This is a genomic window from Acetobacter fabarum (assembly GCF_029069195.1).
In the GTDB taxonomy this organism is placed as follows: Bacteria; Pseudomonadota; Alphaproteobacteria; order Acetobacterales; family Acetobacteraceae; genus Acetobacter; species Acetobacter fabarum_A.
Window position 1 is genome coordinate 94,196 of the sequence record NZ_JARDYK010000007.1, and the last position, 25,980, is coordinate 120,175.

The window sequence follows — 25,980 nt, forward strand, 5'->3', positions numbered from 1 at the left end:
GCCAGTTTTCCCCATGATCAGGAGCCTCTCCATGGAACTGCGCGTCGTCGATCCGAAAACCCTTCTCGACAATCCCCAAAACCCCCGCACCTCAGCCCCCAATGTCGAGGCCGACCGACGCCTTGCCCATAATATCAAGGTGGTGGGGCTTCTGCATGCCCCGTTGGTGCGCGAACTGCCCGACGGCCAGTTGATGATCGTGGCAGGCCATCGCCGCCGTCGCGCTTGTGTCCTCGCGAAAATGCGTGAAATGCACGTTATCGTGACGTCCGCGGACGAAAAACTGGATGGTCTGGCGGCAGGCTCCGAAAACATCATCCGCGAGGCGATGACGCAGAGCGAACAATGGCGTTTTGTCGATAAGGCCCGCCGCGATAAATCGCATACAGACGCACAGATTGCCCGCGCGCTGATGGTTACACCTGCCTATCTGAAACGGCTGTCGCTTTTGGCGGGTCTGCACGAACCGATCCTGCATGCCATCGATATGGGCCGTGGTCCGGACTTCAATGATCTGAAGGTGATCGCCGCAGCTCCGGTGGAAGAGCAGCGCGCGGCATGGGCAGAAATGTTTGAGGATATGGTCGAGGACGATGCTGACCCGGCCGAGTATCGTCTGAATGCCGAAGACCCCGAGGACGTTGTGCCCTGGCGTGATCTTGCCCGGTTCCTGAAACAGACGCGCTATATGGCGGTGGATGCCCGCTTTGATGAGGCCATGGCCAAAGCCTGTGGCGTGGTCTGGACCGAAGACCTGTTTGCCGAGGGTGGGAAGGATAACCGCTTTACCGAGGATGGTTCAGCTTATGCCGCAGCACAGGAACAGTGGCTGGCTGATTGTCTGCCCGAGGGCGGGGTCAAGCTGGAAATGGGCGAGTATGAACGGGCGGCCACCCCAGAGGGCTATCTCCGTCTGCCGCACTGGATAGAGGCTGAGGAGACTGATGTGATGGGGTACTTCCTCAATCCCAACACCCTGAAGATTGACGAAATCCCGTTGCGACCGAAGGAGGAGGAAGAACAGGAAGTTACCACATCCCCGGGCAGCATCGCGCCCGCAAGTGTTGCTGCGCCTAAAGAGCGAGCAGCCATATCCGGCACAGGTCTGACGATGCTGGGCCTAATCCGTACGCAGGCGTTGCATGCAGCACTCGACGCTGTTGTTGAGGACGTAGACCCGTGGGATCTGGTTGCTGCCCTGCTACTGGCCCTTGGCGGCCAGAATGTCTCAGTACACACCGCTGAAAATGCGCATTATGGGCAGCGTGACGCTGCTCTGGCTACTCTCTTCCCCGAAGGGGTGCTGATCCGTGACCCGGCATTGCTGCGGCAGGAAGCGGTTGCGGTTCTCAAGAATGTTGCAAACTGCACGACCAGCCAGCACAGCGGTAGTGGTGTAACGGCCCAGCTGATGGGACTGTTGTTCGATGCCGATGCGCAGATGCCCAACATGGCCTTTGATGACTTCCTAAAATGCTTCAGTAAGCCTGGTATCATGGAGGCTGGCAAGGCGCTGAACCTTCTGCCCCGTAACACCGGCAAGGAGATGCGCACCGCTATCATGGCGCATGTAGGGCCTGAGGGGCGCTGGGTACCAGAACAGGCAGGGTTCGAGCCGGCGATTGAAGCTTGGAAAGCGAAACTCGCACGTATGGCATGGAGATTAGAGGCTCATAAGTCTCCTGCGGGTGACGATGAGGAGGACGGCGAATTCGAGCATCTGCTTCCCACCGAAGAAGGGAGAACGGAAAGTGAGCTATACGACCTGAACGAGGCCGAGAGGATTGCGTTGGAAACCCCTGACGCAGGCGAGACCCCTGAGTCTGGGGGGGCGGAAAACGATACAGCCGACCTGAAAGCCGCCCTGCTTGAACAGGCAAGCGAAGTCCTGTCGCCGGACGATACCGATCCGGAAGCGCGGGCCGCGATTAAAGCCCATCTGGACAGCCATCTTGAGGTGGTGCGGATCGCCGCCTGACGGCGGTCGGTTCAAGACCAAAACCCAAAAACACAGACGAAAAGCGCGCCTGCCAGAACGGGGCCGCGCGTTCAAACGGTGGGGCTTCGCTCCCGGCGCTGCGCGCCGCGTTTGAGCGCACGGCCGCCGTCCCGGCAGGCAGCAGGTATTCAGAAAAGGAGAATGCCATGCGTCCGATTACCTTCCTGCCTCCTGCGCCCAAAAAGCCAGCTCCATCACGCTGGGCCTGTGTGGATGCTTCCGTAACGTGCCGGCGCTGCCATCACGAATGGCCCGATGGTGACCCGGCCTACCAGATGGCATGTCGCGGCTGCGGAGCGCCTGCGGGGCAGCCCTGCCGCCGTCCAGATGGCGGGAACGAGCGCGTATGCTTCCAGCGTGATCAGGATGCGCGCAGGGCGGGGGTGCTGATCCCCTGTGAAGGGCTGAGCTGGGATGGTCGCCACGACAAGCCCCTGACGCTCTCTCTGAGCCGTTCATCCTACGCTCGCGCGGTGCTGAGTGGTGCGCCTCCAGCCCGTCGTTTTGCTGCCTAAGCCAATGCAGGGAGGCCAAACCGCCCGCCTGCATCCAGAAAAAACAGAATAAGGAATGAAAACCATGAGCGAAATACAGACGATGCTTGAACAGATGGATCGCTACAATCGCCTCAAACGCGAAAGCCAGATTAAAGACAGAGCGACCGTCATGGCGGCCCTAAAAGCGTGTGGCATCACGAAAGTCGTTATCCGCTACGATGGTTATGGTGATTCCGGCGGTGTGGAAGAATGCAGGGTTGAAGGTGGGCAAGGACAGGAAAGCCTGTCGGTGCCTGTGCAGACAAAACTCGTTGACTGGTCGTCGGCAGAGACCACCAGTCACACAGCACCGTTAAGGGAGGTATTGGAAACACTCGCCATGCAGTATGTGGCTGTTGAGCATAGTGGTTGGGAAAACAACGAAGGAGGCTCAGGGAATGTCGCCTTTGATCCGATCGCAGATACGATCACGGTGTCTCATACCGAAAACTATATTTCCCATGAAGACTTCATGCACACTTATTGAGGCAGGCAGGCGGATATGGCGCACAGTTATTTCCACGCATCCATTACAGCAAAAAAATGGGGCGGCGTTCCCGAGGATTATCAGGCAATCCATGACTGGTTTGATGGTTCGAAAGCCATTCTGGCTGACATGCGGCACAGGGCGCTGCGCCATCATGCCGAAGGTATTTTCATGGCCGAGCAGGTTTTTGGTGTCACCATCACAAATTCGGCCGGGCGCACCGTTCCGGTGCGCCTGATTGGCGAACAGCATGTTCTGGATGACCTCGGCCATATCCCGAGTTTCGCGGACTGGGCGCGGGCGATTGCACCTGCGCGATGGATGGTGCGTGGTTCGCCGCACGGAACATCTGTCCAGTCTGCTTCTCCAATAGGGGCCTTGCCCATTGCTGCGTAATTGGCTGGTGTAGCGTGTGTCTGACGACTGCTGCGCAGCAATGGACACAAATGCGCTGAGTAAAATATCAGCAAGTAAAACCCATCAAAAATAGCAAAGAGCGCCTGCCAGACCGGGACCGTGCGTTCAAACGGTGGGGCTTCGCTCCCGGCGCTGCGCGCCGCGTTTGAGCGCACGGCCGCCGTCCCGGCAGGCAGCAGACTGTCAAAAAACCATAAAGGATAAAGACATGTCTGCGACACTTGAACACACTCAGCCTGACACAATCTCGGCCGAGACGCTCGCGCAGTTTATCGGCACGACCCGGTATTACCGCTACACAATGGGTCTGATCCTGACGGATGGGGCGGCGTATCTGGCCAAAAATGGCGCGGCGTGGCTGATGGACATTGTGGCGAGCGCGCGACTGGTTCCAGCCGTCAGACGTGCTGAGTTCGAGTGCTGGACGCTTAGGGTGGATCTTACCAAACACTGCGCCGAGGTTGTCTGCACAGACGGGAACGGCGAGCGCGAGGCCAACATCCTGTACCGCCAGCCTGTAGGCTATACGGATTTCCCTCTGGCAGAACTGAAACTTTACGTTGTGGCCGATAGCGATCCCGGCAAGGTCGTCATGCTCACATCCGAATACTGAGCAAGAGCAATACCACGCCAGTGCCGTCAAAAATGAAAAACAATTCAGCACAACCCGTCGCCACATGAACCAGCCAGGACATTGGCAGCTTACCAGAACATCTTAATAGGGTGGGGCAGTAGAATGCTCTACCCTTTTTTTATGCCCTGATGTCAGGACATACAAAGGATTACCAATGAAATTGCATTTTGATCACGCGCTGGTCACCCGCCTTCTTGCCCATGCAGAAGCGGCTACAGAACACACGCCAACTTTTGCGCAGTTGTGTGACAAAACCTTTCATCGTGAAGGCGTGACGGCCAAATATCCCACCAGTGAAGATCTGGACCTTACGAAGATACCACCCGGTTTGATGCTGGTAGGCGACCTCGGTGTCTACCTCATGTCAAACGGCACTCCGGGCCTCGCCGGGCAAAAGGGCACCGATCATCTGGTTGCGTATGCTGAAGAAGTCGATCCTCAGATCAACCCCGAAGGTTGGTATGACATGAAGCAGGCATCTTTTGGCGCTGACGATGGCGCGGAATTCCTGAGCGCTGAATGCGTTCGTAAAGCACTTGAAGCTACGGTGAATGGCAAATTCTGGTTGAATGTAACTGCACAGTATATCTCTGCACCATCACTGGCACCTGATAATAGCGGGATTTGAGCCAATGATACCACAGTATCCTGTTGGAACAGTATTCGAATGCCGCGAACTCGGGTTTAATAACTGGCACGAAACAGATGATGCCGGAAATGAGATCGCACTTCAATTTGAAACCGTTGATGAGGCGCGTGATACATTCCGTAGTTTTGTAGCGAATGTTCGGGATGCGATCCAGTCTGGCAGCACAGAACCTGGTTGCGACGTTGATCCTGATGCCTTTGATCTGGTCGCGATACTTCCCGATAAAACCGAGATCTTCATTGAAAGCGGAAAAACGATCATGGAGAAATCACCAACGGATAAATAATTGGCTCTCATACATGCGGGGCCGGGTCAAAAGGGAGCGCAAGCGCCGGTGGCAAGCCACCGCTTTTGACCCGGCCCCGCATGTATGAACGCGCGAAGGACATCATCAAAATAAAGGAAAGATCAGATGTCCCATCCAGTGAGCCGCCCTCATGTTTCGATTGGAACCATGGTTTCAACCTGCCTCTACAATCGTGGACGCGGTTATGTGTTTAATATCCATGGTGACCAACGCCCTGAAACTGTCCGTGCCTGGAGCCAGGGTGTGGTCTCCAGTGGAGGCCGGGCTGAGTTTGATATTGTTTTTGATTCCGGCCACATTTCCAGACGCCTTCCTGAATGTATTCTGCATGGCGTCCAGTGGACAATCTTTGATCCGGATGCGGGATTTGCGGACGCTGATCACATAAAGAAATTACTGGATCATGCCGAAGAGATCAGGATGGAATCTGAAAAACAGGCACAGGAAAAAGCGCGCATTTTCGCCCAGAAAGTTGAAGCGTTGAAAACCAGTTCAGAGTATGTGGATCTGGAGCAGGGGACAGAAAGTGGGGGAGTTCTTGCCGCGAAAAACATTCGCAAACTCCTCAAGAAGCACTTTCCGGCAACCAGATTCAGTGTCCGAAAGGCACACTGGGGCAGCCTGATTGTTAAATGGGAGAATGGTCCGGAGACTTCCGAGGTTGAAGAATGGACCTCACGGTTCATTGACAAAGAGTTTGACCTGCAATCTGATTGTCAACGCTACGTCTCTACGCCGTGGACCGAAGTATTCGGCTCAGTTGGTTATATCAGCCTTTATGGCCCTTAGTCCCGGGTTCCAGAGCAGTTTCCACTCTTCCGATCAGGCTGCACTAAGTGCAGCCTACACAGCGAAGCAGCATCCCCCCACCGTGCCTGCAGCACGGCTTGCTGACTTTATCCCGGACGATCCCTGCCCAATGCAGAATGTGGCTAAACAGGCCTATTCCTGCGCGTATAACCGTTCTCCCGCGGATGCGGGAGTTTTACGAAAGCATTGAGTTGTGAAAGATACAAATAACTCTGAACTTATTTTGCATGCCGGCATACGTGTTGAAATCAAATGTGGGGCTAACGGTATCTTTATTCGCACCCAGGACGACGCCCCTTTATCGACCAGTTGGCATGGCCCCTATCCAGATCGCCTCACAGCATTATCTGATTTTGGTGTGCGACGAGCCATCCCGAAGTTAACTGCAGAGGATATCCAGAGAAAAAAGAATCACGGATATTACAGTGTCGTCGATGGTGTACCCATGGTGTTGCACCATTGTGGCTGGACTGGAGCGACCATTCTGACACCATTTGATCTGGTGCCGGCGCACTGATTGTCGTGTCAGTGAAATGTCCAAATCTGCACGTTGGTCTTCAGCGTGCAGATTTGGACGGAAATCAAAAAAACAAAAACAACACAAAAACAAAAAAATAAAGGATCGCTCTCATGGGGCGATGGGCATGAAAAGGGTTCGTCGCAAGCTCCCGGCGCACGCGCCGCCCTTGTCATGCCCATCGCCCCATGAGGCTCGGATCAGGTCAGAAAATAAATAAAGACCTGAGGAGATGCGGTCATGTCCGATACCATTCCGGCAAATACGAATATCCACAATGGAACAATCCTTCGTAAACCGGTTCCGTTCCGGATGCTGGGGATCAACACGTTTTTCCGGCTTGCCCATAATCCGCGTGGCAAGATGTATCAGAAAGTCACAGGCGAACATCTGGTTGAAGTGGGCCTGAAAACCCTCATGCAGATCAATCGGGAAACACTGGTTCTGAGCGTTCCGGCAGAAGACTATCCCGAAAAATCCCTGCGCTACCGGTTGAGACGCCTGCCTAAAAACCTTGGCAAAAACATTCATCTGTCGCCAGCAGCCAAAAATTACCTCGAATGTGCCGGGTTTATAGTCGGCGCACTGGGTCTTGCCGGGACGATGGTCATGATTTTGTGTGCGCCCACCTTCCTCGCGGGCATCGCTGAAGATCATCCGGTCCGGATGGTGCAGCAGTTTGTCATGGCTGGACGCTAGGAGAGAACATGCTCAGACAATATTATGCAGGGCGCTGGTTTGCGCCCTCTTCCAATCCGCTGCGTGTTGGCCCGATCCGTGTGGGGTCTATTTATCGGCTACCATCGATGTTGCACCGTGCCAGACAGTCCAATGCACCCCTCAAATGGATTGTGGTCGCATTTCGAAACGGCGTTTATGCCGCAGCCTGTCGCGAACACAAAACAGGCTTCTGGCAGGATCGATTTATTTCAGGCCGATCAGATACCGCTGTCATACGACGTCTGTCGGATGGGTTCGAAATGGAGATTTCAGTTTCCCGTCTCCTCTGCCTAGATGAGGAACAGGGTGGGACGGACTATCCGGACCTGCCCGATGTGCAACGCTTTCATCGGCATTACAGAGTTATGCCACATCAGGAGGCGGCATGACGCAGGGCATCAGCTTCCTTAAAATGCGCTTGCCTCTCATAGAGGGGGCAGACCTCACGGCAACACAATACGACAGCGCGGAAGAGAAAGCGAAACTGGGGAACGCGATCCTTGGGTTTATCGCAAAAGGAATGCCACATCAGAGTTGGAACAAGCGTCTTTATCGCCGGGTTTCCAATATGTGGGGCTTTATCGCGCATTACAATCGGGAGTGTTTTGGTGAGCGGTATTTTAACAGCACAGAAGGCCGTATCAGCTTTCTTGAGACCATAGAACGGGCTGGCTGTCACGGATCACCGCGTTGGACATGGTGTGATGTGGAAGCCATTATTCAGCGTCGTGTCAGGGATGCCAGATTGTCTGATGCTTACAGGCTTCAGGAAAGACAGGACATCGAACATCATGAGCGTGCTCAGCTCGCATTCCTGATGGCGAAGTATCACACAGGACCGGAGACTTCGAGCACACCGGTTATTGCCCAACCCCAGCCATGTAGATCCCGGCAGCTCAGCCTGATCTGAGGTGGGCCAGCATCCTGCGGGTAAGCCCATTCACAACCAATGCGGTGATACTTCCCGCTGTCACATTAACCTGACGCCTGCGGCGCCAGGGCATCAGGAAAAAAGACCATGTTTGAATCTCTATCCCGCCTCGATACCACAACGTATGCTCCTCCTGTTTTCCACCGGAGTTCTGCTGTGCCACGTATTGGTCCGGCTCGGACCTATCTACAGGAGGAGGCTGTTCTGGCGGACGAACTCTGTGATCATGCACTGAGTGATGCGGCGCGCGCATCATTGCGGCGTCAGGCGTTGAAGGCGCGGCGTTCAGCGTGCCGTCTCATTCTGGATGCCCGTGCATGAACGGAGCTACAGCATTTCGTAAATCAGGCTCACTGTTTCTGATGGTTTGCTGTGTGGGGTTCCTGCCTGAAGCCTCAGCGATTGCACAGAGTCAATCCTGTCCACAGTTCAGTCCTGATGGCGTTATGCCCGAGCTGGATAATCCGAAGCTGACGCCACGCACAACTTTGTTGTGCAATGACGGCTTTGCGTCTCTTAACTCTGGTCTGGTGCATCAACCACTCTGGTCTGCGGAATATCTCACGGCCAGTGCAGTGTCATCGGCCTCATCAATCGGGCGCACGACCAATCGATTTCATGCGGATGCACGCCTTCCAGCAGGAGATGGCGCGGTGCTGTCGGACTACAGACGATCTGGATTTGATCGAGGCCACATGGTGCCATCTGGGGACGCGGCGACTATTCAGGCACAGGAACAGACGTTTACATTGGCAAATGTCGTGCCCCAGACTGCCGCCCTCAACGAAGGGATATGGACAGGTGTGGAAATGGCAGTCCGCCATCTCGCGCAACGAGATGGTGCCGTGTATGTTGTCACAGGCCCAGCATTCCATGACAGTACACGCGGGATTGGACATGATGTTCTGGTGCCCAGTTCAACATGGAAAGCTGTCTATGATCCGGCCAGTGCTGGGGCAGGGGTTTATGTCTGCAAAAATAATGATACGCCGACCTGCACCATCGTCAGTGTCGCGGCGTTGATTCATGCGGTTGGTATTGATCCGTTCCCGTCCTTACCCGCAGATATGAAGGCGCGCGCCATGGACCTGCCCGAACCTGAGAGTAGTCCTTACCGAGCGCGGCAGAGTCAGTCTTATCAGAACAGGCTCGAGAGACAGGGAATACGTCTTGGCCTACATGCGCTGAAGCAGATAATGGAGGATTAAACCATGTCGTTTATCCCTTTCCACGATCAGGGGGAAAGTATCACTTTTGGTGGACTCACACTGGAGAATGGGAGTGCGAGGATCGCATTATATGGTCAACTGGACATCCGGCAGGATCAGGAAAGTCTTAACAACCTTCTTGCTCTTAAAGAACAGATAGATAGCATTATTACTACCCTGTCCGGAAAACACTTGCCATCTCACGTTGCTTCTGATGAGGTAACTCATGCGATGAAAAATCCATTTTGATTATTCACCAGGAATAGAAATTATAATGAGCAAAGCATTTATCGCAGCCGTTCTTCAGGATAGCATTGGGTGTACCGGTGTGAAGGCCAATATAGCCGCGAATGAACTGATTGAAGCCATCGTATCGCAGATCAAAGAAGAAGGGTTTTTCACACTCCCCAGTTTTGGGACGTTTAAAAAGGCTACAGCGAAAGGTGGTCAGCGCCTGAATCCGCGAACCGGAGCAAAGGTGATGGTCGAAGATCATGCCACTGTGCGCTTCAAGGCGTCTCCTGTTCTGCGCAAACTGGTTGAAGGTCCCACCAGTAGTCGCCAGCCCGTAGCCAGAAAAACGGTGAAAGTCGCCGCACCGGCCGAAAAACCGGAACGCCAGCCAAAGGTGAGTAAAACGCTTATGGCGACTGTTCAGGAGCCGCAGCGGAAATCTCCCAAAAAAATCAAACCTGCTGTTGTTGAAGCTGAGCTTCAGCCAGCAGCTCCGCCGCGCAAAAAACCGGGGCCAAAACCCGGTTCAAAACGCGTTACGAAAACAAAAGCGCATCCTGCGCAATAACCCTGTAACCGCGTTTCAGTTTTTTCTGGGCCAGATGAGCAAGGGCGTTAGTCGCAGCACCTTCGTCTGCATACTGGTCCAGGCGTAAATGACCGCCCGTTCCGATCCTGCCCCAGCGGCGCATTAAGAATGCGCCGCCAAAAAGGTCAGGTTGAATGCTCATGGCATAATACCGCCATTCATTCTTTTCTGCGCAGATGCGTTGCAGGTACAGGCTGACAGGGAAAAGTGCGAACTGCATCTCGGTCGGGCGGACCCACTTTGTTGTTCTACAGAGATGTATCTCATTGATTTCTATTCCAATGCAAGGCTAAGAGTGCCTGGCACAAACCATGTCATTGCGGCGAAGATCTCCGCTGCCTGTTGAGGCTCTTCGCATGCTGGGCTTCCCCTTTGCGCAAGCAGAGGGGAAGCGACAGAGTGCCCCGATGCTGTCAGGTATCAGGTTGGGTGTTCAGCGGTATCCTGCGCACGATGGTTTTTCTGGGGTTTAGGTCTTCCGCCGCTGCTGGTTGGACTTCTATCACGGCTTTGAGCATGCTTTGGAAAGCAGCGAGAACCGAGATGTCGCCTTGCCGGTTGATATGATGGGTCATGTCTTCAAGGAACCGGGTGCCGCTTTCCCATCGTGCCCCCAGAATAACGAAGTGACCGCACATGGCTAACTCCAGACAGGAGACAAACTCTTTTTCATCACGCAGCCGGATCAGGACATAAATGTCCGCGTTCATTTTCTGAGCAAGAGAAAGAATGAAATTCTGGCGCATGATGAGCGTGCCGGCCTCTCTTGTCAGAGAGTCTGTTTCTATCTGCTGTGGCCAGATATCTTCTGCTTTCAATCCGTCACCGACAAGGTAGATTTTCTCTTCAGGGATGAAAGCAGAGCGTTGTTGCAGGATATCCTTAATTGTCGATAGAGTGTTTTTCCCGTCTTTGTCGACAACGACGATGATCCCACTTGGGAGTTCGGCGATCGCTTTCAGATCGGCTGTTTCAACAGGGGTATCAGTATTGGACATCAGATTCAGTAGTCTCCCGAGCCGGTTTTGAAACCGGATCTTCGTCAGGCAAAATTACCTTCCCTATTTTCTCCGATCCGCTTGTGAATGAATGTTCATCCGTTCACGGATATTATCCTGCGGGCTAGGGGAGCGGGGCGTTTCCTCAACCCCCCTGACGCGCAAGAGCGCGTCAGGGGGGCACGTTCCGGGGATTACGGCCGAGCATCCAGCTTCAGTATGACAACCCTTTGACCAGCTCATCAACACGGGCCAAAGGCCCCCGCTGTCGCGGCTGCGCGACCCTCACAGCACCTGGGCCATCGTGCGTTCATCGCAGGGCAGGAGCCCCGCGCTGCCCGCACGCTGACCGGCTTGTTCAGGACGCTCCGGTGTTGACGAGCTGGTCAAAGCGCTGTCTTGGCCGATGGCAGGATGTGGCTCAGAAAAACGCCTCCATCCCCTCCACTCTCGGAACCGCCTCGGGCGCTCGCCGCCCCGAACCCCGGCAGGATATGGTCTAGTAAAACAGTCGATGTTTACTTACTGATCAAGGGGTATTCTCTGGATTTTGGCAAATAAAACTTGTTATTTATTGCATGTATATTTCGTTTTCTTCTTGTGTTTTCCTAGCGTTTTCGGTATTGTGAGTAATGTTCCGGGGGCAAGGGTTTCCCTTTTCTTTCTCTATTCAATGACGGAGAGAACACATGGCTTACCAGCGTTTTGAACTTACCGACGGTGATCGTCAGAAGATCCGCAATGGTGTGTCCTGCGCTCTGCTTCTGGAGCGGCACGGTTATCTTCTGGTCAAAGATAAAAGCACCCGGAAATGCCTGAAGTATCGCAACAATCAGGACATCATCATTGTGAACCATGGTGATCGTGGCTGGTATGGTGTTTACGGCATTGCCGACCAGAGCAAGGGTGATGTGTTTGATCTCATGCGTCTGCTCAATCCTGAGTTGAAGTTTCGTGAAGTCTGTGTGGAATTGGGAAACCTTGTGGGTATCGAACCAGAAGGTGCGGCCTATGTTGCCCAGAAGAAAGAACGTGAAGATCTGCGTGCGCCATCTGAGCGCTGGGCTGAAAAGAAGCCTCTCTACCGTAATGGCAAGGTCTGGAACTATCTGACGAAAGACCGCTGCCTCCCTGACTGGGTTGTTCGTCGTGCCATGACTGCGGGCTGCATTCGGGACGGGTATCACGCCGCATGGTTTGCGCACACTGATGCTAACGGTGCCGTATGTGGGGCTGAACTCCGTGGCCCTGACACGCATATCTGTCTTGGTGGCTCGGTGAAGACACTGTTCCGTTTCAAACCCGGAGCTGGCACGCAGGTCAAACGCCTCGTGGTTTGCGAAGCCGCTATTGATGCTCTCTCTTTTGCCGCACTTGATGAGGAACGGACGCCGGACACGCTTTATGTCTCCATCGCGGGCGCTATGGGCCCAGAAACCATCGCATCCTTGAAAGAGCATCTTGCTGATATGGCGCAGATCGAAGGAAGTCTGTTCGTCATTGCCACTGACGATGACGATGCCGGGAATCATTTTGCAGACATGTTGTATGGGTTCGCTTTTGATGCAGGCGTGACGTTTGCGCGCCGCCTGCCACCTGATCGTGCCAAGGATTTTAACCAGACACTGAAGAATATGGCCGGTATGGCCGCCTGATCGGAAGGAAAAATCGTGATGACCCAGATATCAGAAAACCATCCCCGGAAATGTCGTCGGGCAGAATTTGATGAAGATCCTCTCCTGAGCAGTGCCGGCGAAGGACTTCGCAATGATCTGACTGTTCTGTACGAGCATCCTGAGTTTCTTGGGCGCACCGAAAGGACTGTGGGTCTGGGCTATGAAATTCCATGGACCACGGTGACGTACCAGCAGGATGGTCGCAAAGGGTCTGCCGTAGTTGTCAGTGGTCTTTGGACTGGCAAGAACTGGGATCTCGCTCAGGACGTCGTTGCTTTTGATGCATGGCTGGGAGAAATCGGCTCCTTCATCACGCTCAAGGCTGGAGAAGATCATGTCCGACATAGCGTGACTTTGCCCGGATTTGGGCCGCGTCAGCCTAAAAAACCCGTTTTGCTTCGGGAGTATGCCCAAGCACTTGAGGCATGGATGACCAGTCCGCGTCTGCAAGACGAATGGCTGGAGCGTATGGGAAAGGGAACAACCCCCATGACATTCATAGAGCTCTGCTACGGCACAGATCGTTATCGTGGTCTGGTCATTGATGGCGACAGGCTGCCATCAGGGGAGTGGGATTATGATGGGGATCTTGTCCTGCTGAGCCCTTCTGGTCATGACCGGCCTCACAATATCTGGAATGCCAGCAAGGTGGAAATCCTCTTTGATGGAGATCAGTCCCGTGTCATCCGTTAACGATGTGCTGCATGGCCTCACGCCGGTCCAGCGGGAAGCTGCACAACAGGAAGGGGCTGTTGTGGTGCTCGCCGGGGCTGGCACTGGCAAGACTTCCACTCTTGTCGGTGGCGTTGTCGACAGGATCGAACGTCGGGGCATCTCTGCGCATCGCATTCTGGCAGTGACGTTTACCAACAAGGCAGCTCAGGAGATGCGCGACAGGATTGGGTTCGCTCTTGGTCGTGAGCGTTCCCCCTCCTGGATCGGCACATTCCATGCGCACGGATGTCGCCAGCTGCGATCAGACCCGGACATCGCCTTCCTGCGTACGGGGTTTGATATCTGCGATGCAGAAGACAGTCGGCGCCTGGTGCGCAGATTGCTACTCAGGGCGATAGAAGAAGATGCTCTTGACCCTCTCCCGGGCGATGAATTGGGAAAACGGGTCAAATCCATCACAAATCATATCGCCATGTTCAAGGATGATCTTGTCCTCCCCGAGCAGGCCGCAGCCGTGGTCAAGACATTTAAAGACCGCCATGGGACTGGGGAGCCTGATGACGCCATGGCGTGGGAAATGGCGGCGGCACTCTATCCGGCCTATCAGGCGATCCTGCGCGAAACGAACACGGCCGACTTTGGTGATCTGCTACTCTGGCCAACCATAACCATGCTTCGCGATGAGAAATACCGACTGGATTGGGCACACCGCTTCGATGCGGTGCTGGCAGATGAATTCCAGGACGTGAACAGGCTTCAGTTTCTCTGGCTCAAGCTTCTTTCGCGCGATCATGGGGAGCTCTTTGCAGTCGGTGACGATGCACAGTCGATCTATGGATGGCGTGGGGCCAACGTCGCTTTCATCCGGAACTTTCTTTCGGAGTTTCCGGGGGGGCGCATGATTGCCCTTGAGGAGAATTTTCGGTCTGCCGGCCACATTCTGGATGCAGCCAATGCCATCATCGCGGGCGACAGGAACAGGCTCAAGAAAACCCTCTTCACCTCAGAAGGTCCCGGCGAGAAGCTGGAAATTATTGGCTGCAGTGGCGGGGTCGAGGAAGCTCAGGCGCTTGCTGCCGAAATGGGACGCCGCGCCAATGAGGGGGTTCGCTACGATGATATGGCGGTTCTGTATCGCTACAATTTCCTCTCACGGATTTTGGAAGAGCAATTGCTCAAAGCCAGAATCCCTTATGAACTGATCAATGATACGGCCTTCTGGCAGCGTGCTGTGATCAAGGATGCGCTGGCTTTCCTGAGGCTGGCCAATGCGCCTGAAGAAGCCCAGAGCAATGAGGCGTTCAGGCGTGTCATTAATCAGCCGGCGCGCGGGATTGGGGCGAAAAGACTGGCCAAAATTGAGGCCCTGGCAGAGGAGCAGAATCTGTCTCTCTTCGCCGCAGCGGAGCGGCTGGTGCATGAGGCCACAGGGAAGAGCGTCGATAAAGTCCGCTCTTTTCTGAGCGTTATCCGGGAAGAAGAATTATCCGGGGATCCGTCTCTTACAGGACGGATGCGCTCACTGCTTGAACGCACAGGTTACATGGAGATGTATCGGCTGGCAGGGGAGGACGGGCACTCTGCTCTAGAAAATCTTGATGAGCTTTTGGGCCTGATGAACGACTTCACCGCCATTGAGGATCTGTTCGAACATGCAGCGCTGGGTTCTACTCCGGCCGGGAGCACAGTCCAGGGACGTGTGAAGCTGATGACGATCCATGCCTCCAAGGGGCTGGAGTTCCCACATGTGTTCCTCATGGGCTGGGAAGAGCAGATGTTTCCAAGTTATGCCAATGCTGATCAGGATGAAGAACGGCGTCTGGCATATGTCGCATTGACTCGCGGGCGCCGCCGGGTGGCTGTGACATGGTGTTCCTACCGGAATGGCCGCCAGTCGCAGCCGTCTCCTTTTCTGATGGAACTGCCCAGGCCGGTCTGGACAAAAGGTTGGCTGCGCAACGCTGGGAACAGGAATTCTCAGAGTGAGGCTGCCAGAGCAGCACAGGACGCAGCTTTGGGGATCTGAACAAAACGGGACCAGACCGTATTCACAACCGGCTACCTTACTATGGTAGCCATGACAGTAATTTTCCCTTCCGTGCATGGGGCTGAGAACTCGCCCAGTGCACGGTCAGGCCAGTTGTGGGAGCTGGCAAAACAGGCTGGTGAGGAACTTGATGGACACGGCAGGCGTGTTGCCAGCATGGTTCCGCTCATTCTACTGGCGTCAGGATATTACACCGATAAATGGGTGCTTCTCGCTTTGGGGGGGCTTTTGCATGACATTGGTAAAAGACAGATCCCCCTCAATATCCTGCACGCCCCGCGGCGGCTGACGCAGGTTGAGTGGCTGTTGATGCGCGAGCATCCTCGCCGCGGTCTGAATTTCCTCGAACAGACCGTCAGGGGCCTGCCACAGGATATTGCAGACTGCGTTCTGCTGCATCACGAACGCTGGGATGGGAAAGGGTATCCGACAGGGGTCTCTGGTGAGGGGATCCCTCTTTTTGCGCGCATCATAGCGATAGCTGACTATATCGATGCGTTGGCCTCACCGCGTTCCTACAAAGCTGCGGTTCCGATGTCCATTGTGAGGAATCTTGTCGGCCGGGAAAGCGGGTTGATGTTCGACCCCGCTCTTGCTGAGGTCACCTTGCTGATCTGGGAACGACTGATCCAGGCACGATGGCGCGCTGATACGCGTTCAGCATTCACAATCAGATAGTCCAGACTGATGCTCAGAACAAAACCGGGAGGAAAATCCATGGTATCTGGCAGGAAACCCACGACAGAGAGGGTTGTTCCCTATACCAGCATGTCTGAAAAGCAGCGCGAAAACGCGCAACGGACTATTCTGAAACTCATCAGGGAGACGCTCCATAAAGGGCCCCATTCGGCTTTCGAGCTGAGAGCATGTGTGCCTCCAGAGTATCTCGGGGCGTTCCATATCGTGCTTGATGGCATGATAAAGGCCGGTGAGATCGCATCCATGGGGCACAGCGTTTACGCGCAGGTGCCATGGATGCCAGTCACGCAACCTGTGCGTGCAGATGCGATACAGGACATCATCTTCGGAGCTTTGTCGCATACGATCAAGATGGGGGCGACGGCCATGGAACTGGCTGATGACCTGATCTTGCCCAAAGATGATGTCTGTCGCGCGCTCGAGGCGCTGGAACTCTCAGGCCTTATTCGGGAAACGCGGCAGAAGCATCGCTATCGTCTGGCCAGTCCACGGATGGCGCAAAAGATTCGTCAGGGAGCCTCTGGCCGGATTTTTGCGGATGTGCGCCATGGGTGACTGGATTACCTTTCCCACCAGCTGCGGGCTCACGCAAGGAGCGGGTGCGTGAGTGAAGGAGATCAGACATATGGTATCGAAGGCTTTATCCACAGAAATGGTGGACAATCGTGTGGAGAACTCCACTCAGGACATGTGGGCAGTGTGAGTCATGACATGTCTGCACCATCTGAAGCCTCTGATCTGATCAGTCGAAGCCTTGCATGTATTGGCTGGACAGTTGTGCAGGCAGAGAAGCGTTCGGGGGTCGGGCGGAACAGGATCAGCCGTTGGCTATCTGGACAGGCGCCATATCCACCATTTGTCCAATGGCTCACCGATTTGGCTAAATGGCATCAGGATTGGCCCAGACCGCTGGCAAGGCCTCTGGTCCATACTACGAACCGTCCCCCTATGAAGGGACGTGAGTTCCACAGAATTCTGTTAGTGATTGGCTGCTCGGAGCGCGTGGCCGTGCATCGGATGGGGCATAACCGTGCGCGTTTCCGCGCGGCATTGGCTCAGGGCGGCAGTCTTACGACACAGGAATCCCTTTGGTTGCGCTATCTGGAGTTGGGACACCTGACGTATCCCTCTCCAGTGGCATCTTCTAATTTCTTCAATTAAGGCAGAAGGCAGAGATATGTTGGCAACAGTAGGTGAAGACGTGATGCAAGAGCAGCATGAAGACGCAGCAGTTGGCGGCATTGCCGCAGATCGTCTGAAAAGTATTATCGAGCGTGTCGAACGGCTTGAAGAAGAACGCAAGGCGCTGGCAGGCGACATAAAGGACATTTTTACCGAGGCCAAATCGGCAGGGTTTGATGTCAAGGTTATCCGCCAGATTATCCGTCTGCGCAAACAGGAGCCCTCGGAAGTGGAAGAGCAGGAAACTCTGTTGGACATCTACCGCCGCGCTCTTGGGATGTAAGCATCTTTGTCCTCAAAGCTCTGGCCTGCTTTGCAGGCCATCTGAGCCGAGAGACTACTCAAGGAGCTGAGAGTGCGAGTTTTGTGGGGAAATAGCGGATCGCTCTCCATGCGACATAAATCCCGCTGATGCAGATTGCCAGATCGTTGATCCCGTTCCAGGCCGGGGTGCCTGGTTGGACAACCAGCCAGTGAAAGGGTGAAAACCCGTAGTGCTGCATGCAGTAGGCCAATGGGAGGAGCCTGCTGGCTCTGGCTTCCGCCAGAAACATGGCGGCATAGGCCGCACAACCTAGTGCGACAAACAGGATCAGCTTCGCGGCAACAAACACGACAAGAGCACGCCAGAGGCTAAGCTGGATAAACCAGAGATGGCCCTTGAGGTTTTTAACCGTAGTTTTCACACAGATCATCCAGAGTAGCCTGCCTTTGAGGGAAATGTGGATAGAACGTGCACTGCCATTGTTCAATCAAGTTCCGGATTTCCTGTGCGCGTTGCTCCCGCTGCGCGGCATGATATGCGACACGCCATTCGTTCCGTGCCGCATCATAACGCCATCCCGCCTGATCCATCGCGATCCGTGCTTCTGGAGGTACCTGCTCGTTGAAGCGAAGGCAAAGCAGGGACGGCAACAGACCATCACGTGTGCGATAAAGTCGGTCGAGAGGGTCGCAAGTGGGGATAGTCTTTGAACGTGTTGCCACGATCATGGTCCTTACGTGATAAGGCCTGTGGCGAAGAGCCACAGGTATAATGGGGCTGATGTCCAGTTGGACAAATTTCAGTGGACGGATGGGGACTGTGATTCAGGTGGCTTGCTGGTGCTGGCTCGAATGCCCAGCAGCAGTTCTGCTCCTGTATCCCCCAAGTGAATCCTGGTCTGGCACGTGCTTTGGGGCGTGCAGCCATCCAGAAAAATGCTCTGGTCCAGATATTGGCTCAGAAGCACACCTTTTTCCAGGTTCCCTTTGGCATCGTGGCTTGGGTTTGTAATCCTGTAGGCTATCGACAGGGCATAACCTGTTGCTGTGCGTCGGATCAGTTTCAGCTGGAGTTGTTCAACAAGATCCGAGGTTCTGGACTGGCTACCGCCTTTGTCCATAAGGCTATGTCCCATGTAGCCTCCGGAACGATAGATCAGAGGGAGATCCTCATCTATCAAGGCATTCGAGTTCACGGCGGACAGGCCCATTATGGAATTGCTGTGCAAAATTTCATAATGGATCAGGAGCGGTGATGCGGTGTGCTTTTCCGCTCCAGCCAGGGTCGAGCTGGCGTTGTCTATCAGGAATTGAGACAATTTATCGGAAATAACCGCCAGTCGTGCGTTGGTCAGTTCAATCTGGGGGCTGGTCGTGCTCGGAAATGCGACATCAGCACCAGTTGGCTTTGTATCAGCAGCCTGAACGGTCGTGAACGGGAAGTCGCTGCCAAATATGCCACCACTCGTTATCAGAGTGGCGGCCAGAAGTGCTCGCCAGGTGTGTGTGCCAGTAAACTGCATTGTGTGCGCCTTCGTTGTCGGCGGCGGATTGCGACATCCACCGCAGGAGTGAAGCATGAGTGCTTCACTCCACTATGCGCACAGGAGGTTGTGAATACGGTTCAGGAGGTGGATATAGACCTACCCGTAATGTTTGTGGTCTCTGCGCTAAGAGATGCGTCAGCCCTTTGATTCAGGAGCTCCGCAAGATGGGAAGCATCATTCGCAGCATCTACGGGGTCACGGTTCATCGCAGTTTCTAAGGCGGTCTTCAGCCAGTTTGACGCTGAGGGGAGTGTAATAATTGAATTAAATCAATATCTTATCATGTAACTGCTGGAAGAATTTCCACTATGCGTAGCTATGGCTTACAACTATTTTGTAAACCTGATCATGACGCTATCACGATATTATAGACATTCTTGACAGTCATATTCACTGCGGAGTTATGAATAGGATATTAAGTCAATGATTTATAATAACTTATTACGTGAGATGGGATCATAATACCCCGAAAAATACCCCATTCCAGCGCAACCCAAAACTGAAAGAAATTTTTATCTTCCGATTGCTAATGTTGACACGGCAAAAATGACCCGCTAAAAAAGGGTCATAGGGCGAGGCAACCAAGCATCCCCTGGGACGGATAGGAATCCACCATGACTGCCATTCTTAATGTTGTGCGCAAATCCAATGTTGTTGTTCGTATGAGCCCATGGAATGACCGTATCTACATCAACCTCAAGGGCGCAGCCAGCAACTGCGCTGGCGACCGTAATCTCAAAATCTGGATCAAGGGCAACACCCTGACGATTGAAGGGGGAAAAGGTACCAGATCCGATGCGCTGCTGGAGTCTTACTACCAGCTTCGGACTGAGCTTGAGGCAGCAGGGGCAGTACGGAATGGATATTCAGACAGCATTGCAGCAACATTTACGCTAGATGCCCCCAGCCGCCCCACCATTGAGGACATCAAAGGCGGGGCGTTTGACCCCCATGCAGACGGCTGCGAATAAAATTATCAATATATTTTAATTGAGATTATGGGTTACATATGTAACCCATTCCGCAAAGGGGGACAGTATTATGTCCAATGATATGGCTTTTTTTGACGGCGTATTTTTTGATGGGGATGGACAGCAGCCTTTTGGTAACGGCACTGGCACTCTCTTTTTGTGCAACAGCCAGGATGGCTGGATGATTGCGGATGACTACGGCCATCCTCTTTTCCCAATCATATGGGAAGATAGCACAACAGTTTGCACCGGGGGTGGCTCATTCTCTCCTAATAATCTGGCCCGATTTTGCCAGTTAACAGGGACAACACCCCATGCCAGCGAGGCAACATGAGCGAGCATGATACACTCTTAGCACTTGGTCAGGCCTTGCGCCTGATTGAGATCAATGGCCAGACGCTATCTGATGCAGTGCGTGTAAATTTTTATACAATGCCAAAAAAAGGTCTGGGTCTGATTAAAGCCAAACTAGCCAGCCTCAACAGCCAGGACAGGCTTACGGATATTCTGCAGAGTGTAGATGTTGAGCTTGTACCAGCCCATGCCAATGCCCGCCAGCAGGAGACGATGATGCTGGGCTACTATCGGGAAGGCTATCTTTGGACAACCCAGCTTGATGCCAAAGGCTTGCGAGAGGCTGGGGAAATGCTATTTGGCGAGTCTTGGATGGCAGATGTTGGCCGCCTGACAGGCGATACACGCCAGAGGGTAGCTGATTTTAATTCCGGCCGCCGCAGAGTGCCTATCCGCGTATCTGAGATTGTGCTTGCTGCGCTCAAGGCGCGGGGAGAGGCAATTACAAATTTTGTCAACCGTGACCATGCTGTAGATGAGGCCTCTGATGGATCAGCACCAACTCTCTGAGCGTATCAAGTCTATTTATGGCACGCAGCACGGCGCGCTCAAACAGGCCGCTACCGAGATGCCTATCAATTACGACAATCTCCGCAAGATGCTGAGTGGCGCCAGACGAGTGCCCGCATGGATAGAGGGCAGGCTATTGGAGATTGAGAGGATTAGCTGCGTTGCCGCTCCGACTCCTAACGCAATCACCCGATCTGCGCGGCAAGATGAGTGCCATATTACCCTTGCGCCACACCTGAGCAATCTGCTGGAACGCGCCAAGCAGGCAGGATGGAGCGAGACAGAGATCATCACCGCCATACAGGCGTGGAGCCACCGCACCACTACTGCAGATTGAAAAGCCCTTGATACAATACCCTCTGACAGCGTGGAGCTACATACTGCGCCGCTCCGGGATGGGTGATGGGTCGGGATGCCTCTCACATGCACGAACCAACGGCACACAAGCCGCATACCTCCCCAGCAGGGTATCGCTAGGGCCGGTATATTCTACTTGAGCGACGAGGCCATTTCTCACTCGGGCCACAAAATGGCAAGTGCCGTGGCCGGACAGGTCCAGTTCCAGGCTAAACGGCCCCTTGAGGGTTAGCGGCCCCTGCACCTGTTGATCCTGCCGCCATTGCAGCACCTCACCATCGGGCAGGGTGGCTGCGTTGTCCGGTACTCCTGCACAGGCAATAAGGTCCGAGCGGTCCATGCCGATCAGGTCATGCTTGGCCCGCAGGGGCAGGCTGGAGCAGGCGGATGCCAGCAGCAGCAACCCCAAGCTTGCGAATTTGCGCAAGTTCGCAAACTGGATCATTGATCATCCTCTCTATCCGCACGGACTCTGAGCCAGCGCACGGTTGCGGCAAACAGGACAAAGGCGAGGCCAACGGCCCCGCCTCCCAAGATCAGAAAGAACTCGTTATCGGGCGTCATGCGCTTTGGATCGCAGCGTTATCGGCCACCCGCAGTCTTGTGCTGCTGTGAAGGATGTCGAACGGTGGGCAAGGGGAGCGGGGCGTTTCCTCAACCCCCCTGACGCGCTAGAGCGCGTCAGGGGGGCACGTTCCGGGGATTACGGCCGAGCATCCAGCTTCAGTATGACAACCCTTTGACCAGCTCATCAACACGGGCCAAAGGCCCCCGCTGTCGCGGCTGCGCGACCCTCACAGCACCCTGGCCATCGTGCGTTCATCGCAGGGCAGGAGCCCCGCGCTGCCAGCACGCTGACCGGCTTGTTCAGGACGCTCCGGTGTTGACGAGCTGGTCAACGCGCTGTCTTGGCCGATGGCAGGATGTGGCTCAGAAAAACGCCTCCATCCCCTCCACTCTCGGAACCGCCTCGGGCGCTCGCCGCCCCGAACCCCGGCAGGATATGGTCTAGTAAAACAGTCGATATTTACTTACCACGAAACCATTATTCTTTGGGGAAATGAAAATAAAAAAGGCGGTTATTGGCCGCTTTTTCGGTTTTATTGCTTGTGTTTATTTTCTGTCTGTACTATTCTTTACTTGTTGAGAGGGAATAGGCCCAAACAACAAAGCGCCCCGGTCAGTGCTCGAACACCAGACCGGGACTGCGTAGAACAGAAAAGGTGAGTTTCATGTCCGACGGTAAAAACACTGTAAGCGATACGCCTTCCATAACGCAATGTGATGTTGAGGAGCTGCATTACTCAGATCTGACACTGGCTGCCTTGGTGGAACATCACGGCTGGCACTATCATAACCCGAACCGGCCTGCGAGCGGAGTGGAACGTCTGTTTGTCGGGATCGCGGCCGATGGAATGATGAGTCCTAATGGCGCCCGCTATCTTGGAGCCAATTACTCCCAAGACCCGGAAAGTTGTCGGTATATCGCCCTTCACTCCGGGTTTGACCTGCTCAAAGATTGGGACGGCCGGGAAGGAACGCCAGAAGAAATTGCTGCCCAGGTAAACAAATGGGCGGAACAGTACGCCCAGATGGAGCGGGTCAAGCTCAAAGCGGCTTAAATCGTAATTCAGGTCAGTGATATCCTTCTCAATATTTATAGTGGAATAAGAAAATGTCAGGCAGCGTTAACAAAGTCATTCTGGTCGGTAATCTTGGTAAAGACCCCGAAGTGCGACATGGCCAGAGTGGCCAGAAGATCGTTTCTTTCTCTCTCGCTACCAGCGATACATGGAACGACCGGGCCTCTGGCGAAAAGCGCGAACGCACGGAATGGCACCGCGTGGTCATTTTTAACGACCGGCTGGCCGATGTGGCCGAACGGTTCCTGCGTAAGGGCCGCAAAGTGTACCTTGAAGGCGCACTCCAGACCCGCAAGTGGACCGATCAGAGTGGACAGGAACGCTATACGACCGAAGTGATCGTAGATCGCTTCCGTGGTGAGCTAGTCCTGCTCGACAGCCGTCATGCAGGTGAGGGGGGAGAAGGTGGATATGGTCGCGGGGATAGTTATGGCGCTGGCAATGCCGGGTCGAATTACTCCTCGCGTCCTTCTGGGGGCACTAACACTGGCGGTTTTGCCGCGCCCCAAGCCGCAGGTGATTTGGACGATGAGATACCGTTCTGAGTCTAGCCTTATATCTGCGAGTGACGTTGATACATTGTTGACACCCTTGGCTGGCTTAACCTACCCTCAACAGGGCAGCCAGGAGGTGATGTGATGCAGGTTTTTGTTAAAAAATGGGGCAACAGTGCTTCCGTCCGTATTCCCTCAGCCGTAATGAACGCAGTCGGTTTACGCCTTGATCAGGCAGTTGATGTCCGGGAAGAGGCCGGGCGTATCATCATTGAGCCCGTTGTTACGACAGAGTGTACTCTCGCAGAGCTGCTGGCAGGCATAACCCCTGATAACGTCCACAGTGAGGTTGATTTCGGCTCGCCAGCCGGACAGGAATTGCTTTAACCATGGCAGATTACGTCCCGGATGAGGGCGACATTATTTGGCTTAATTTTACTCCGCAGTCTGGACATGAACAGGCAGGCCATAGGCCTGCTGTTGTCCTGTCGCCTGCGGCCTATAATCGTATAGGCCTGTTGCTGTGCTGCCCTCTCACAACAAAATCAAAAGGCTATCCTTTTGAAGTTCTGATCGCGGGAAAAACTGAGAGTGTCGCCCTTGCTGATCAGGTCAAGTCCCTCGACTGGAAGTCACGGGGAGCAAAACGCAAAGGTCAGGTGACCCACGTCGAGCTCTCCAGTATTCGGGCTAAAGCCCGCGCCTTGATAGGGAATTGATCTATCCCTGACCTCTACACAGGACATAGCCAATGATTGAGACCACCGCCGTGACTGACAACGTGATCGGCCTCCATCCTCGGGAGGTCGTTTCTCCACGGGACAAGTGGAAACTGATCTATCTTCTGCATGTATCCAAATGGTGGTCCATGGCCTTCGGCCAGTGGACCGATGCTGAGGAAACGCGTTACGTCCTTGCTCAACGCTGGAATGGTGAAGAAGGGGAAAAGGGGAACCCAATCTCCAGAGGCTATGCCACATGGTTTGTACTGCCTGACGAAACCTACCCTCTCTACATCGAGAGTAGGTTTATTCCGGACGATAAGCGCGAAAAAATTCGGACGTTGTTGTTATTAACTGGCCAGAAAAAGTAGAAAAAGGCTCTCACGCTGACATGCATAGGGATTACTGGAGTTTACGTCTGGGAGACCTGCCGGATCGCCGCAATCTTCTGGTGCAGGGTACAACATGCACGGACGTCCCATATCATCCCGCTCCAATGTCTACAGTGCCCTCATTGCATTTCTCGCATGGTATGCCGCGTCGACATTCCGTGACGTTGGACATTTCCCGCCAATCACTTTCCCAGGCGGGTAAACGCAGCCGTGGTCCCCAAGATCAATAAGGTGTGCAAGCTTACGCGGCTTGCGCCGCGGGCGCTTCCAGCCAAAAAGGTCTCTCTGGCGGGCCACCTTAGCGTCCTTGTTCAGGGGTTCCGTTCAACCACCTCAGGGTCCCAACCTGCTCTCCGCTGGACGTCAGGACCAGTGGCAGAACCTGTTTATCCCTGATCAGAACAGCCCCCTCTAAGGTCCAGCCAGTGGGGTCTGGATTATAGATAGTAGATCCGTCGCTCCGGACCATTGAGGGGCGAAGCCTCGGTACATCTTTGTGCTTAATATTAAAACTTAAAATGACACGATCGGTCGTGGTTCCCTTCGCGTACAGTTCAACACGGTCGCAGTTGGTGAAGCACTCAGGTCCCGCTAAGGACACTATCGAATTCGGACCGTTTAGCGAAAGCTGGATCGTTTGTTCCATCCCATCTTTCAAAGAAATGGTCGCATAACCATAATCCGATGCTTGTGCGCTACCTGTAACAATAAGCGTAAAAAGGCTAAAAACCCCAATATTTCGTAGTGTCTGCAGAAGATACATCCCTTGATATCCTTTTGTCGCTTCATGACAGATCGTCATGTCAACAGTATCCCCCTTCAGCTTGTGAATACGGTTGTCGCATCAGCGAAAAGGATCCGGGGCGGCTCGGCTGCGCCGAGTGCGTTCACACTAGGTTCGCCAGGCGGCAAGCCGCCAACCTCACCCGGAGCCCCCTGCGGGGTCTCCGTGCAGTCGCATACATGTTCACCCGCAGTCTTGTGCTGCTGTGAAGGATGTCGAACGGCGGGCAAGGGGAGCGGGGCGTTTCCTCAACCCCCCTGACGCGCAAGAGCGCGTCAGGGGGGCACGTTCCGGGGATTACGGCCGAGCATCCAGCTTCAGTATGACAACCCTTTGACCAGCTCATCAACACGGGCCAAAGGCCCCCGCTGGCGCGGCTGCGCGACCCTCACGGCGCCTTGGCCATCGTGCGTTCATCGCAGGGCAGGAGCCCTGCGCTGCCCGCACGCTGACCGGCTTGTTCAGGACGCTCCGGTGTTGACGAGCTGGTCAAAGCGCTGTCTTGGCCGATGGCAGGATGTGGCTCAGAAAAACGCCTCCATCCCCTCCACTCTCGGAACCGCCTCGGGCGCTCGCCGCCCCGAACCCCGGCAGGATATGGTCTAGTAAAACAGTCGATATTTACTT

General features: G+C 54.4%; 37 protein-coding genes and 1 pseudogene. 31 read left to right on the plus strand and 7 right to left on the minus strand.

The window, feature by feature from the left end; all coding sequences use genetic code 11:
- Nucleotides 1-31: 31 nt before the first annotated feature.
- The 16 genes and pseudogenes from PY793_RS09875 to PY793_RS09950 all read left to right on the plus strand — a co-directional run.
- Entirely contained in the window at nt 32-1,978 is a 1,947-nt protein-coding gene (locus PY793_RS09875) for a ParB/RepB/Spo0J family partition protein (protein ID WP_275177888.1), read from the plus strand.
- A 167-nt stretch (nt 1,979-2,145) separates the two neighbouring features.
- The gene (locus PY793_RS09880) at nt 2,146-2,514 is read left to right on the plus strand and encodes a hypothetical protein (RefSeq protein WP_275177889.1); all 369 of its coding nucleotides are present in this window, start codon (nt 2,146-2,148) and stop codon (nt 2,512-2,514) included.
- Nucleotides 2,515-2,578: 64 nt separating this feature from the next.
- Complete coding sequence (locus PY793_RS09885) at nt 2,579-3,022, plus strand: DUF6878 family protein (protein ID WP_275177890.1); 444 nt, start codon at nt 2,579-2,581, stop codon at nt 3,020-3,022.
- 15 nt (nt 3,023-3,037) lie between these two features.
- Nucleotides 3,038-3,418 (plus strand): DUF6915 family protein, encoded by a 381-nt coding sequence (locus PY793_RS09890; RefSeq protein WP_025828802.1) that lies wholly within the window; start codon nt 3,038-3,040, stop codon nt 3,416-3,418.
- Between the two features lie 229 nt (nt 3,419-3,647).
- A complete protein-coding gene (locus PY793_RS09895; RefSeq protein WP_275177892.1) occupies nt 3,648-4,052 on the plus strand; it encodes a DUF6876 family protein in 405 nt (134 codons plus the stop codon).
- Nucleotides 4,053-4,227: 175 nt separating this feature from the next.
- The gene (locus tag PY793_RS09900) at nt 4,228-4,701 is read left to right on the plus strand and encodes a DUF3085 domain-containing protein (RefSeq protein WP_275177893.1); all 474 of its coding nucleotides are present in this window, start codon (nt 4,228-4,230) and stop codon (nt 4,699-4,701) included.
- A 4-nt stretch (nt 4,702-4,705) separates the two neighbouring features.
- Nucleotides 4,706-5,008: a hypothetical protein gene (locus PY793_RS09905; protein WP_275177894.1), complete on the plus strand. Its 303-nt coding sequence runs from the start codon at nt 4,706-4,708 to the stop codon at nt 5,006-5,008.
- Between the two features lie 126 nt (nt 5,009-5,134).
- Complete coding sequence (locus PY793_RS09910) at nt 5,135-5,818, plus strand: LPD29 domain-containing protein (RefSeq protein WP_275177896.1); 684 nt, start codon at nt 5,135-5,137, stop codon at nt 5,816-5,818.
- 214 nt (nt 5,819-6,032) lie between these two features.
- The gene (locus tag PY793_RS09915; protein ID WP_275177897.1) at nt 6,033-6,356 is read left to right on the plus strand and encodes a hypothetical protein; all 324 of its coding nucleotides are present in this window, start codon (nt 6,033-6,035) and stop codon (nt 6,354-6,356) included.
- Between the two features lie 240 nt (nt 6,357-6,596).
- On the plus strand, nt 6,597-7,055 hold the full coding sequence (locus tag PY793_RS09920; RefSeq protein WP_275177898.1) for a hypothetical protein: 459 nt from the start codon (nt 6,597-6,599) through the stop codon (nt 7,053-7,055).
- Between the two features lie 8 nt (nt 7,056-7,063).
- Nucleotides 7,064-7,465, plus strand: coding sequence for a hypothetical protein (locus PY793_RS09925; RefSeq protein ID WP_275177899.1), 402 nt, complete (start codon nt 7,064-7,066; stop codon nt 7,463-7,465).
- Nucleotides 7,462-7,986 (plus strand): hypothetical protein, encoded by a 525-nt coding sequence (locus PY793_RS09930; protein WP_275177900.1) that lies wholly within the window; start codon nt 7,462-7,464, stop codon nt 7,984-7,986. Before PY793_RS09925 ends, PY793_RS09930 begins: the two co-directional genes overlap by 4 nt.
- 108 nt (nt 7,987-8,094) lie before the next feature.
- Nucleotides 8,095-8,328 (plus strand): hypothetical protein, encoded by a 234-nt coding sequence (locus PY793_RS09935; RefSeq protein ID WP_095352006.1) that lies wholly within the window; start codon nt 8,095-8,097, stop codon nt 8,326-8,328.
- Nucleotides 8,325-9,215, plus strand: coding sequence for a DNA/RNA non-specific endonuclease (locus tag PY793_RS09940; protein ID WP_275177901.1), 891 nt, complete (start codon nt 8,325-8,327; stop codon nt 9,213-9,215). Before PY793_RS09935 ends, PY793_RS09940 begins: the two co-directional genes overlap by 4 nt.
- A gap of 3 nt (nt 9,216-9,218) precedes the next feature.
- Nucleotides 9,219-9,464 carry a hypothetical protein gene (locus PY793_RS09945; RefSeq protein WP_212348785.1) on the plus strand — a complete coding sequence of 82 codons (246 nt, stop codon included), beginning with the start codon at nt 9,219-9,221 and terminating at the stop codon, nt 9,462-9,464.
- A gap of 25 nt (nt 9,465-9,489) precedes the next feature.
- Nucleotides 9,490-9,756: pseudogene (locus PY793_RS09950) on the plus strand (HU family DNA-binding protein); the annotation flags it as partial.
- A gap of 229 nt (nt 9,757-9,985) precedes the next feature.
- Here the strand turns inward: PY793_RS09950 and PY793_RS09955 are convergent.
- The gene (locus PY793_RS09955) at nt 9,986-10,180 is read right to left on the minus strand and encodes a WGR domain-containing protein (protein ID WP_253518906.1); all 195 of its coding nucleotides are present in this window, start codon (nt 10,178-10,180) and stop codon (nt 9,986-9,988) included.
- 271 nt (nt 10,181-10,451) lie between these two features.
- Nucleotides 10,452-11,036, minus strand: coding sequence for a hypothetical protein (locus tag PY793_RS09960; protein ID WP_275177902.1), 585 nt, complete (start codon nt 11,034-11,036; stop codon nt 10,452-10,454).
- A 689-nt stretch (nt 11,037-11,725) separates the two neighbouring features.
- Here PY793_RS09960 and PY793_RS09965 point away from each other — a divergent pair.
- The 6 genes from PY793_RS09965 to PY793_RS09990 all read left to right on the plus strand — a co-directional run bounded on the left by PY793_RS09965 (nt 11,726) and on the right by PY793_RS09990 (nt 17,598).
- On the plus strand, nt 11,726-12,691 hold the full coding sequence (locus PY793_RS09965; RefSeq protein WP_212348776.1) for a DUF3991 and TOPRIM domain-containing protein: 966 nt from the start codon (nt 11,726-11,728) through the stop codon (nt 12,689-12,691).
- An 18-nt stretch (nt 12,692-12,709) separates the two neighbouring features.
- A complete protein-coding gene (locus tag PY793_RS09970) occupies nt 12,710-13,405 on the plus strand; it encodes a hypothetical protein (RefSeq protein WP_275177904.1) in 696 nt (231 codons plus the stop codon).
- Nucleotides 13,392-15,413: an ATP-dependent helicase gene (locus PY793_RS09975; protein ID WP_275177905.1), complete on the plus strand. Its 2,022-nt coding sequence runs from the start codon at nt 13,392-13,394 to the stop codon at nt 15,411-15,413. The genes PY793_RS09970 and PY793_RS09975 overlap by 14 nt, the downstream gene beginning before the upstream one ends.
- A gap of 51 nt (nt 15,414-15,464) precedes the next feature.
- Complete coding sequence (locus PY793_RS09980; RefSeq protein WP_275177906.1) at nt 15,465-16,112, plus strand: HD-GYP domain-containing protein; 648 nt, start codon at nt 15,465-15,467, stop codon at nt 16,110-16,112.
- 39 nt (nt 16,113-16,151) lie between these two features.
- A complete protein-coding gene (locus PY793_RS09985) occupies nt 16,152-16,688 on the plus strand; it encodes a hypothetical protein (RefSeq protein ID WP_275177907.1) in 537 nt (178 codons plus the stop codon).
- A gap of 649 nt (nt 16,689-17,337) precedes the next feature.
- Nucleotides 17,338-17,598: a DUF2312 domain-containing protein gene (locus PY793_RS09990; RefSeq protein ID WP_212348812.1), complete on the plus strand. Its 261-nt coding sequence runs from the start codon at nt 17,338-17,340 to the stop codon at nt 17,596-17,598.
- Nucleotides 17,599-17,656: 58 nt separating this feature from the next.
- Here the strand turns inward: PY793_RS09990 and PY793_RS09995 are convergent, their stop codons facing one another.
- The 3 genes from PY793_RS09995 to PY793_RS10005 form a co-directional block, all read right to left on the minus strand.
- On the minus strand, nt 17,657-18,001 hold the full coding sequence (locus PY793_RS09995; protein WP_275177908.1) for a hypothetical protein: 345 nt from the start codon (nt 17,999-18,001) through the stop codon (nt 17,657-17,659).
- Complete coding sequence (locus PY793_RS10000; RefSeq protein ID WP_275177909.1) at nt 17,985-18,302, minus strand: hypothetical protein; 318 nt, start codon at nt 18,300-18,302, stop codon at nt 17,985-17,987. Before PY793_RS10000 ends, PY793_RS09995 begins: the two co-directional genes overlap by 17 nt.
- Nucleotides 18,303-18,379: 77 nt before the next feature.
- Nucleotides 18,380-19,102: a hypothetical protein gene (locus PY793_RS10005; RefSeq protein WP_275177910.1), complete on the minus strand. Its 723-nt coding sequence runs from the start codon at nt 19,100-19,102 to the stop codon at nt 18,380-18,382.
- A 638-nt stretch (nt 19,103-19,740) separates the two neighbouring features.
- Here PY793_RS10005 and PY793_RS10010 point away from each other — a divergent pair.
- From PY793_RS10010 to PY793_RS10025, 4 genes are all read left to right on the plus strand, one after another.
- On the plus strand, nt 19,741-20,097 hold the full coding sequence (locus PY793_RS10010; RefSeq protein ID WP_275177911.1) for a hypothetical protein: 357 nt from the start codon (nt 19,741-19,743) through the stop codon (nt 20,095-20,097).
- A gap of 70 nt (nt 20,098-20,167) precedes the next feature.
- Nucleotides 20,168-20,431 (plus strand): hypothetical protein, encoded by a 264-nt coding sequence (locus PY793_RS10015; RefSeq protein WP_275177912.1) that lies wholly within the window; start codon nt 20,168-20,170, stop codon nt 20,429-20,431.
- Nucleotides 20,428-20,961 (plus strand): hypothetical protein, encoded by a 534-nt coding sequence (locus PY793_RS10020; protein WP_275177913.1) that lies wholly within the window; start codon nt 20,428-20,430, stop codon nt 20,959-20,961. The genes PY793_RS10015 and PY793_RS10020 overlap by 4 nt, the downstream gene beginning before the upstream one ends.
- Nucleotides 20,939-21,298 carry a hypothetical protein gene (locus tag PY793_RS10025; protein ID WP_275177914.1) on the plus strand — a complete coding sequence of 120 codons (360 nt, stop codon included), beginning with the start codon at nt 20,939-20,941 and terminating at the stop codon, nt 21,296-21,298. The genes PY793_RS10020 and PY793_RS10025 overlap by 23 nt, the downstream gene beginning before the upstream one ends.
- Nucleotides 21,299-21,334: 36 nt before the next feature.
- Here the strand turns inward: PY793_RS10025 and PY793_RS10030 are convergent, their stop codons facing one another.
- Nucleotides 21,335-21,763, minus strand: a complete 429-nt coding sequence (locus tag PY793_RS10030) for a hypothetical protein (RefSeq protein WP_275177916.1) — start codon at nt 21,761-21,763, stop codon at nt 21,335-21,337.
- A gap of 787 nt (nt 21,764-22,550) precedes the next feature.
- Between PY793_RS10030 and PY793_RS10035 the strand changes: the two genes are divergently transcribed.
- From PY793_RS10035 to PY793_RS10055, 5 genes are all read left to right on the plus strand, one after another.
- On the plus strand, nt 22,551-22,940 hold the full coding sequence (locus tag PY793_RS10035; RefSeq protein WP_275177917.1) for a hypothetical protein: 390 nt from the start codon (nt 22,551-22,553) through the stop codon (nt 22,938-22,940).
- A 53-nt stretch (nt 22,941-22,993) separates the two neighbouring features.
- On the plus strand, nt 22,994-23,506 hold the full coding sequence (gene ssb, locus PY793_RS10040) for a single-stranded DNA-binding protein (RefSeq protein WP_275177918.1): 513 nt from the start codon (nt 22,994-22,996) through the stop codon (nt 23,504-23,506).
- A 93-nt stretch (nt 23,507-23,599) separates the two neighbouring features.
- Nucleotides 23,600-23,842: an AbrB/MazE/SpoVT family DNA-binding domain-containing protein gene (locus PY793_RS10045; RefSeq protein ID WP_275177925.1), complete on the plus strand. Its 243-nt coding sequence runs from the start codon at nt 23,600-23,602 to the stop codon at nt 23,840-23,842.
- A 2-nt stretch (nt 23,843-23,844) separates the two neighbouring features.
- Complete coding sequence (mazF, locus tag PY793_RS10050; protein ID WP_275177919.1) at nt 23,845-24,174, plus strand: endoribonuclease MazF; 330 nt, start codon at nt 23,845-23,847, stop codon at nt 24,172-24,174.
- A 32-nt stretch (nt 24,175-24,206) separates the two neighbouring features.
- Complete coding sequence (locus PY793_RS10055) at nt 24,207-24,548, plus strand: hypothetical protein (RefSeq protein WP_275177920.1); 342 nt, start codon at nt 24,207-24,209, stop codon at nt 24,546-24,548.
- Between the two features lie 319 nt (nt 24,549-24,867).
- Here the strand turns inward: PY793_RS10055 and PY793_RS10060 are convergent, their stop codons facing one another.
- A complete protein-coding gene (locus PY793_RS10060; protein ID WP_275177921.1) occupies nt 24,868-25,371 on the minus strand; it encodes a hypothetical protein in 504 nt (167 codons plus the stop codon).
- Nucleotides 25,372-25,980: the final 609 nt, after the last annotated feature.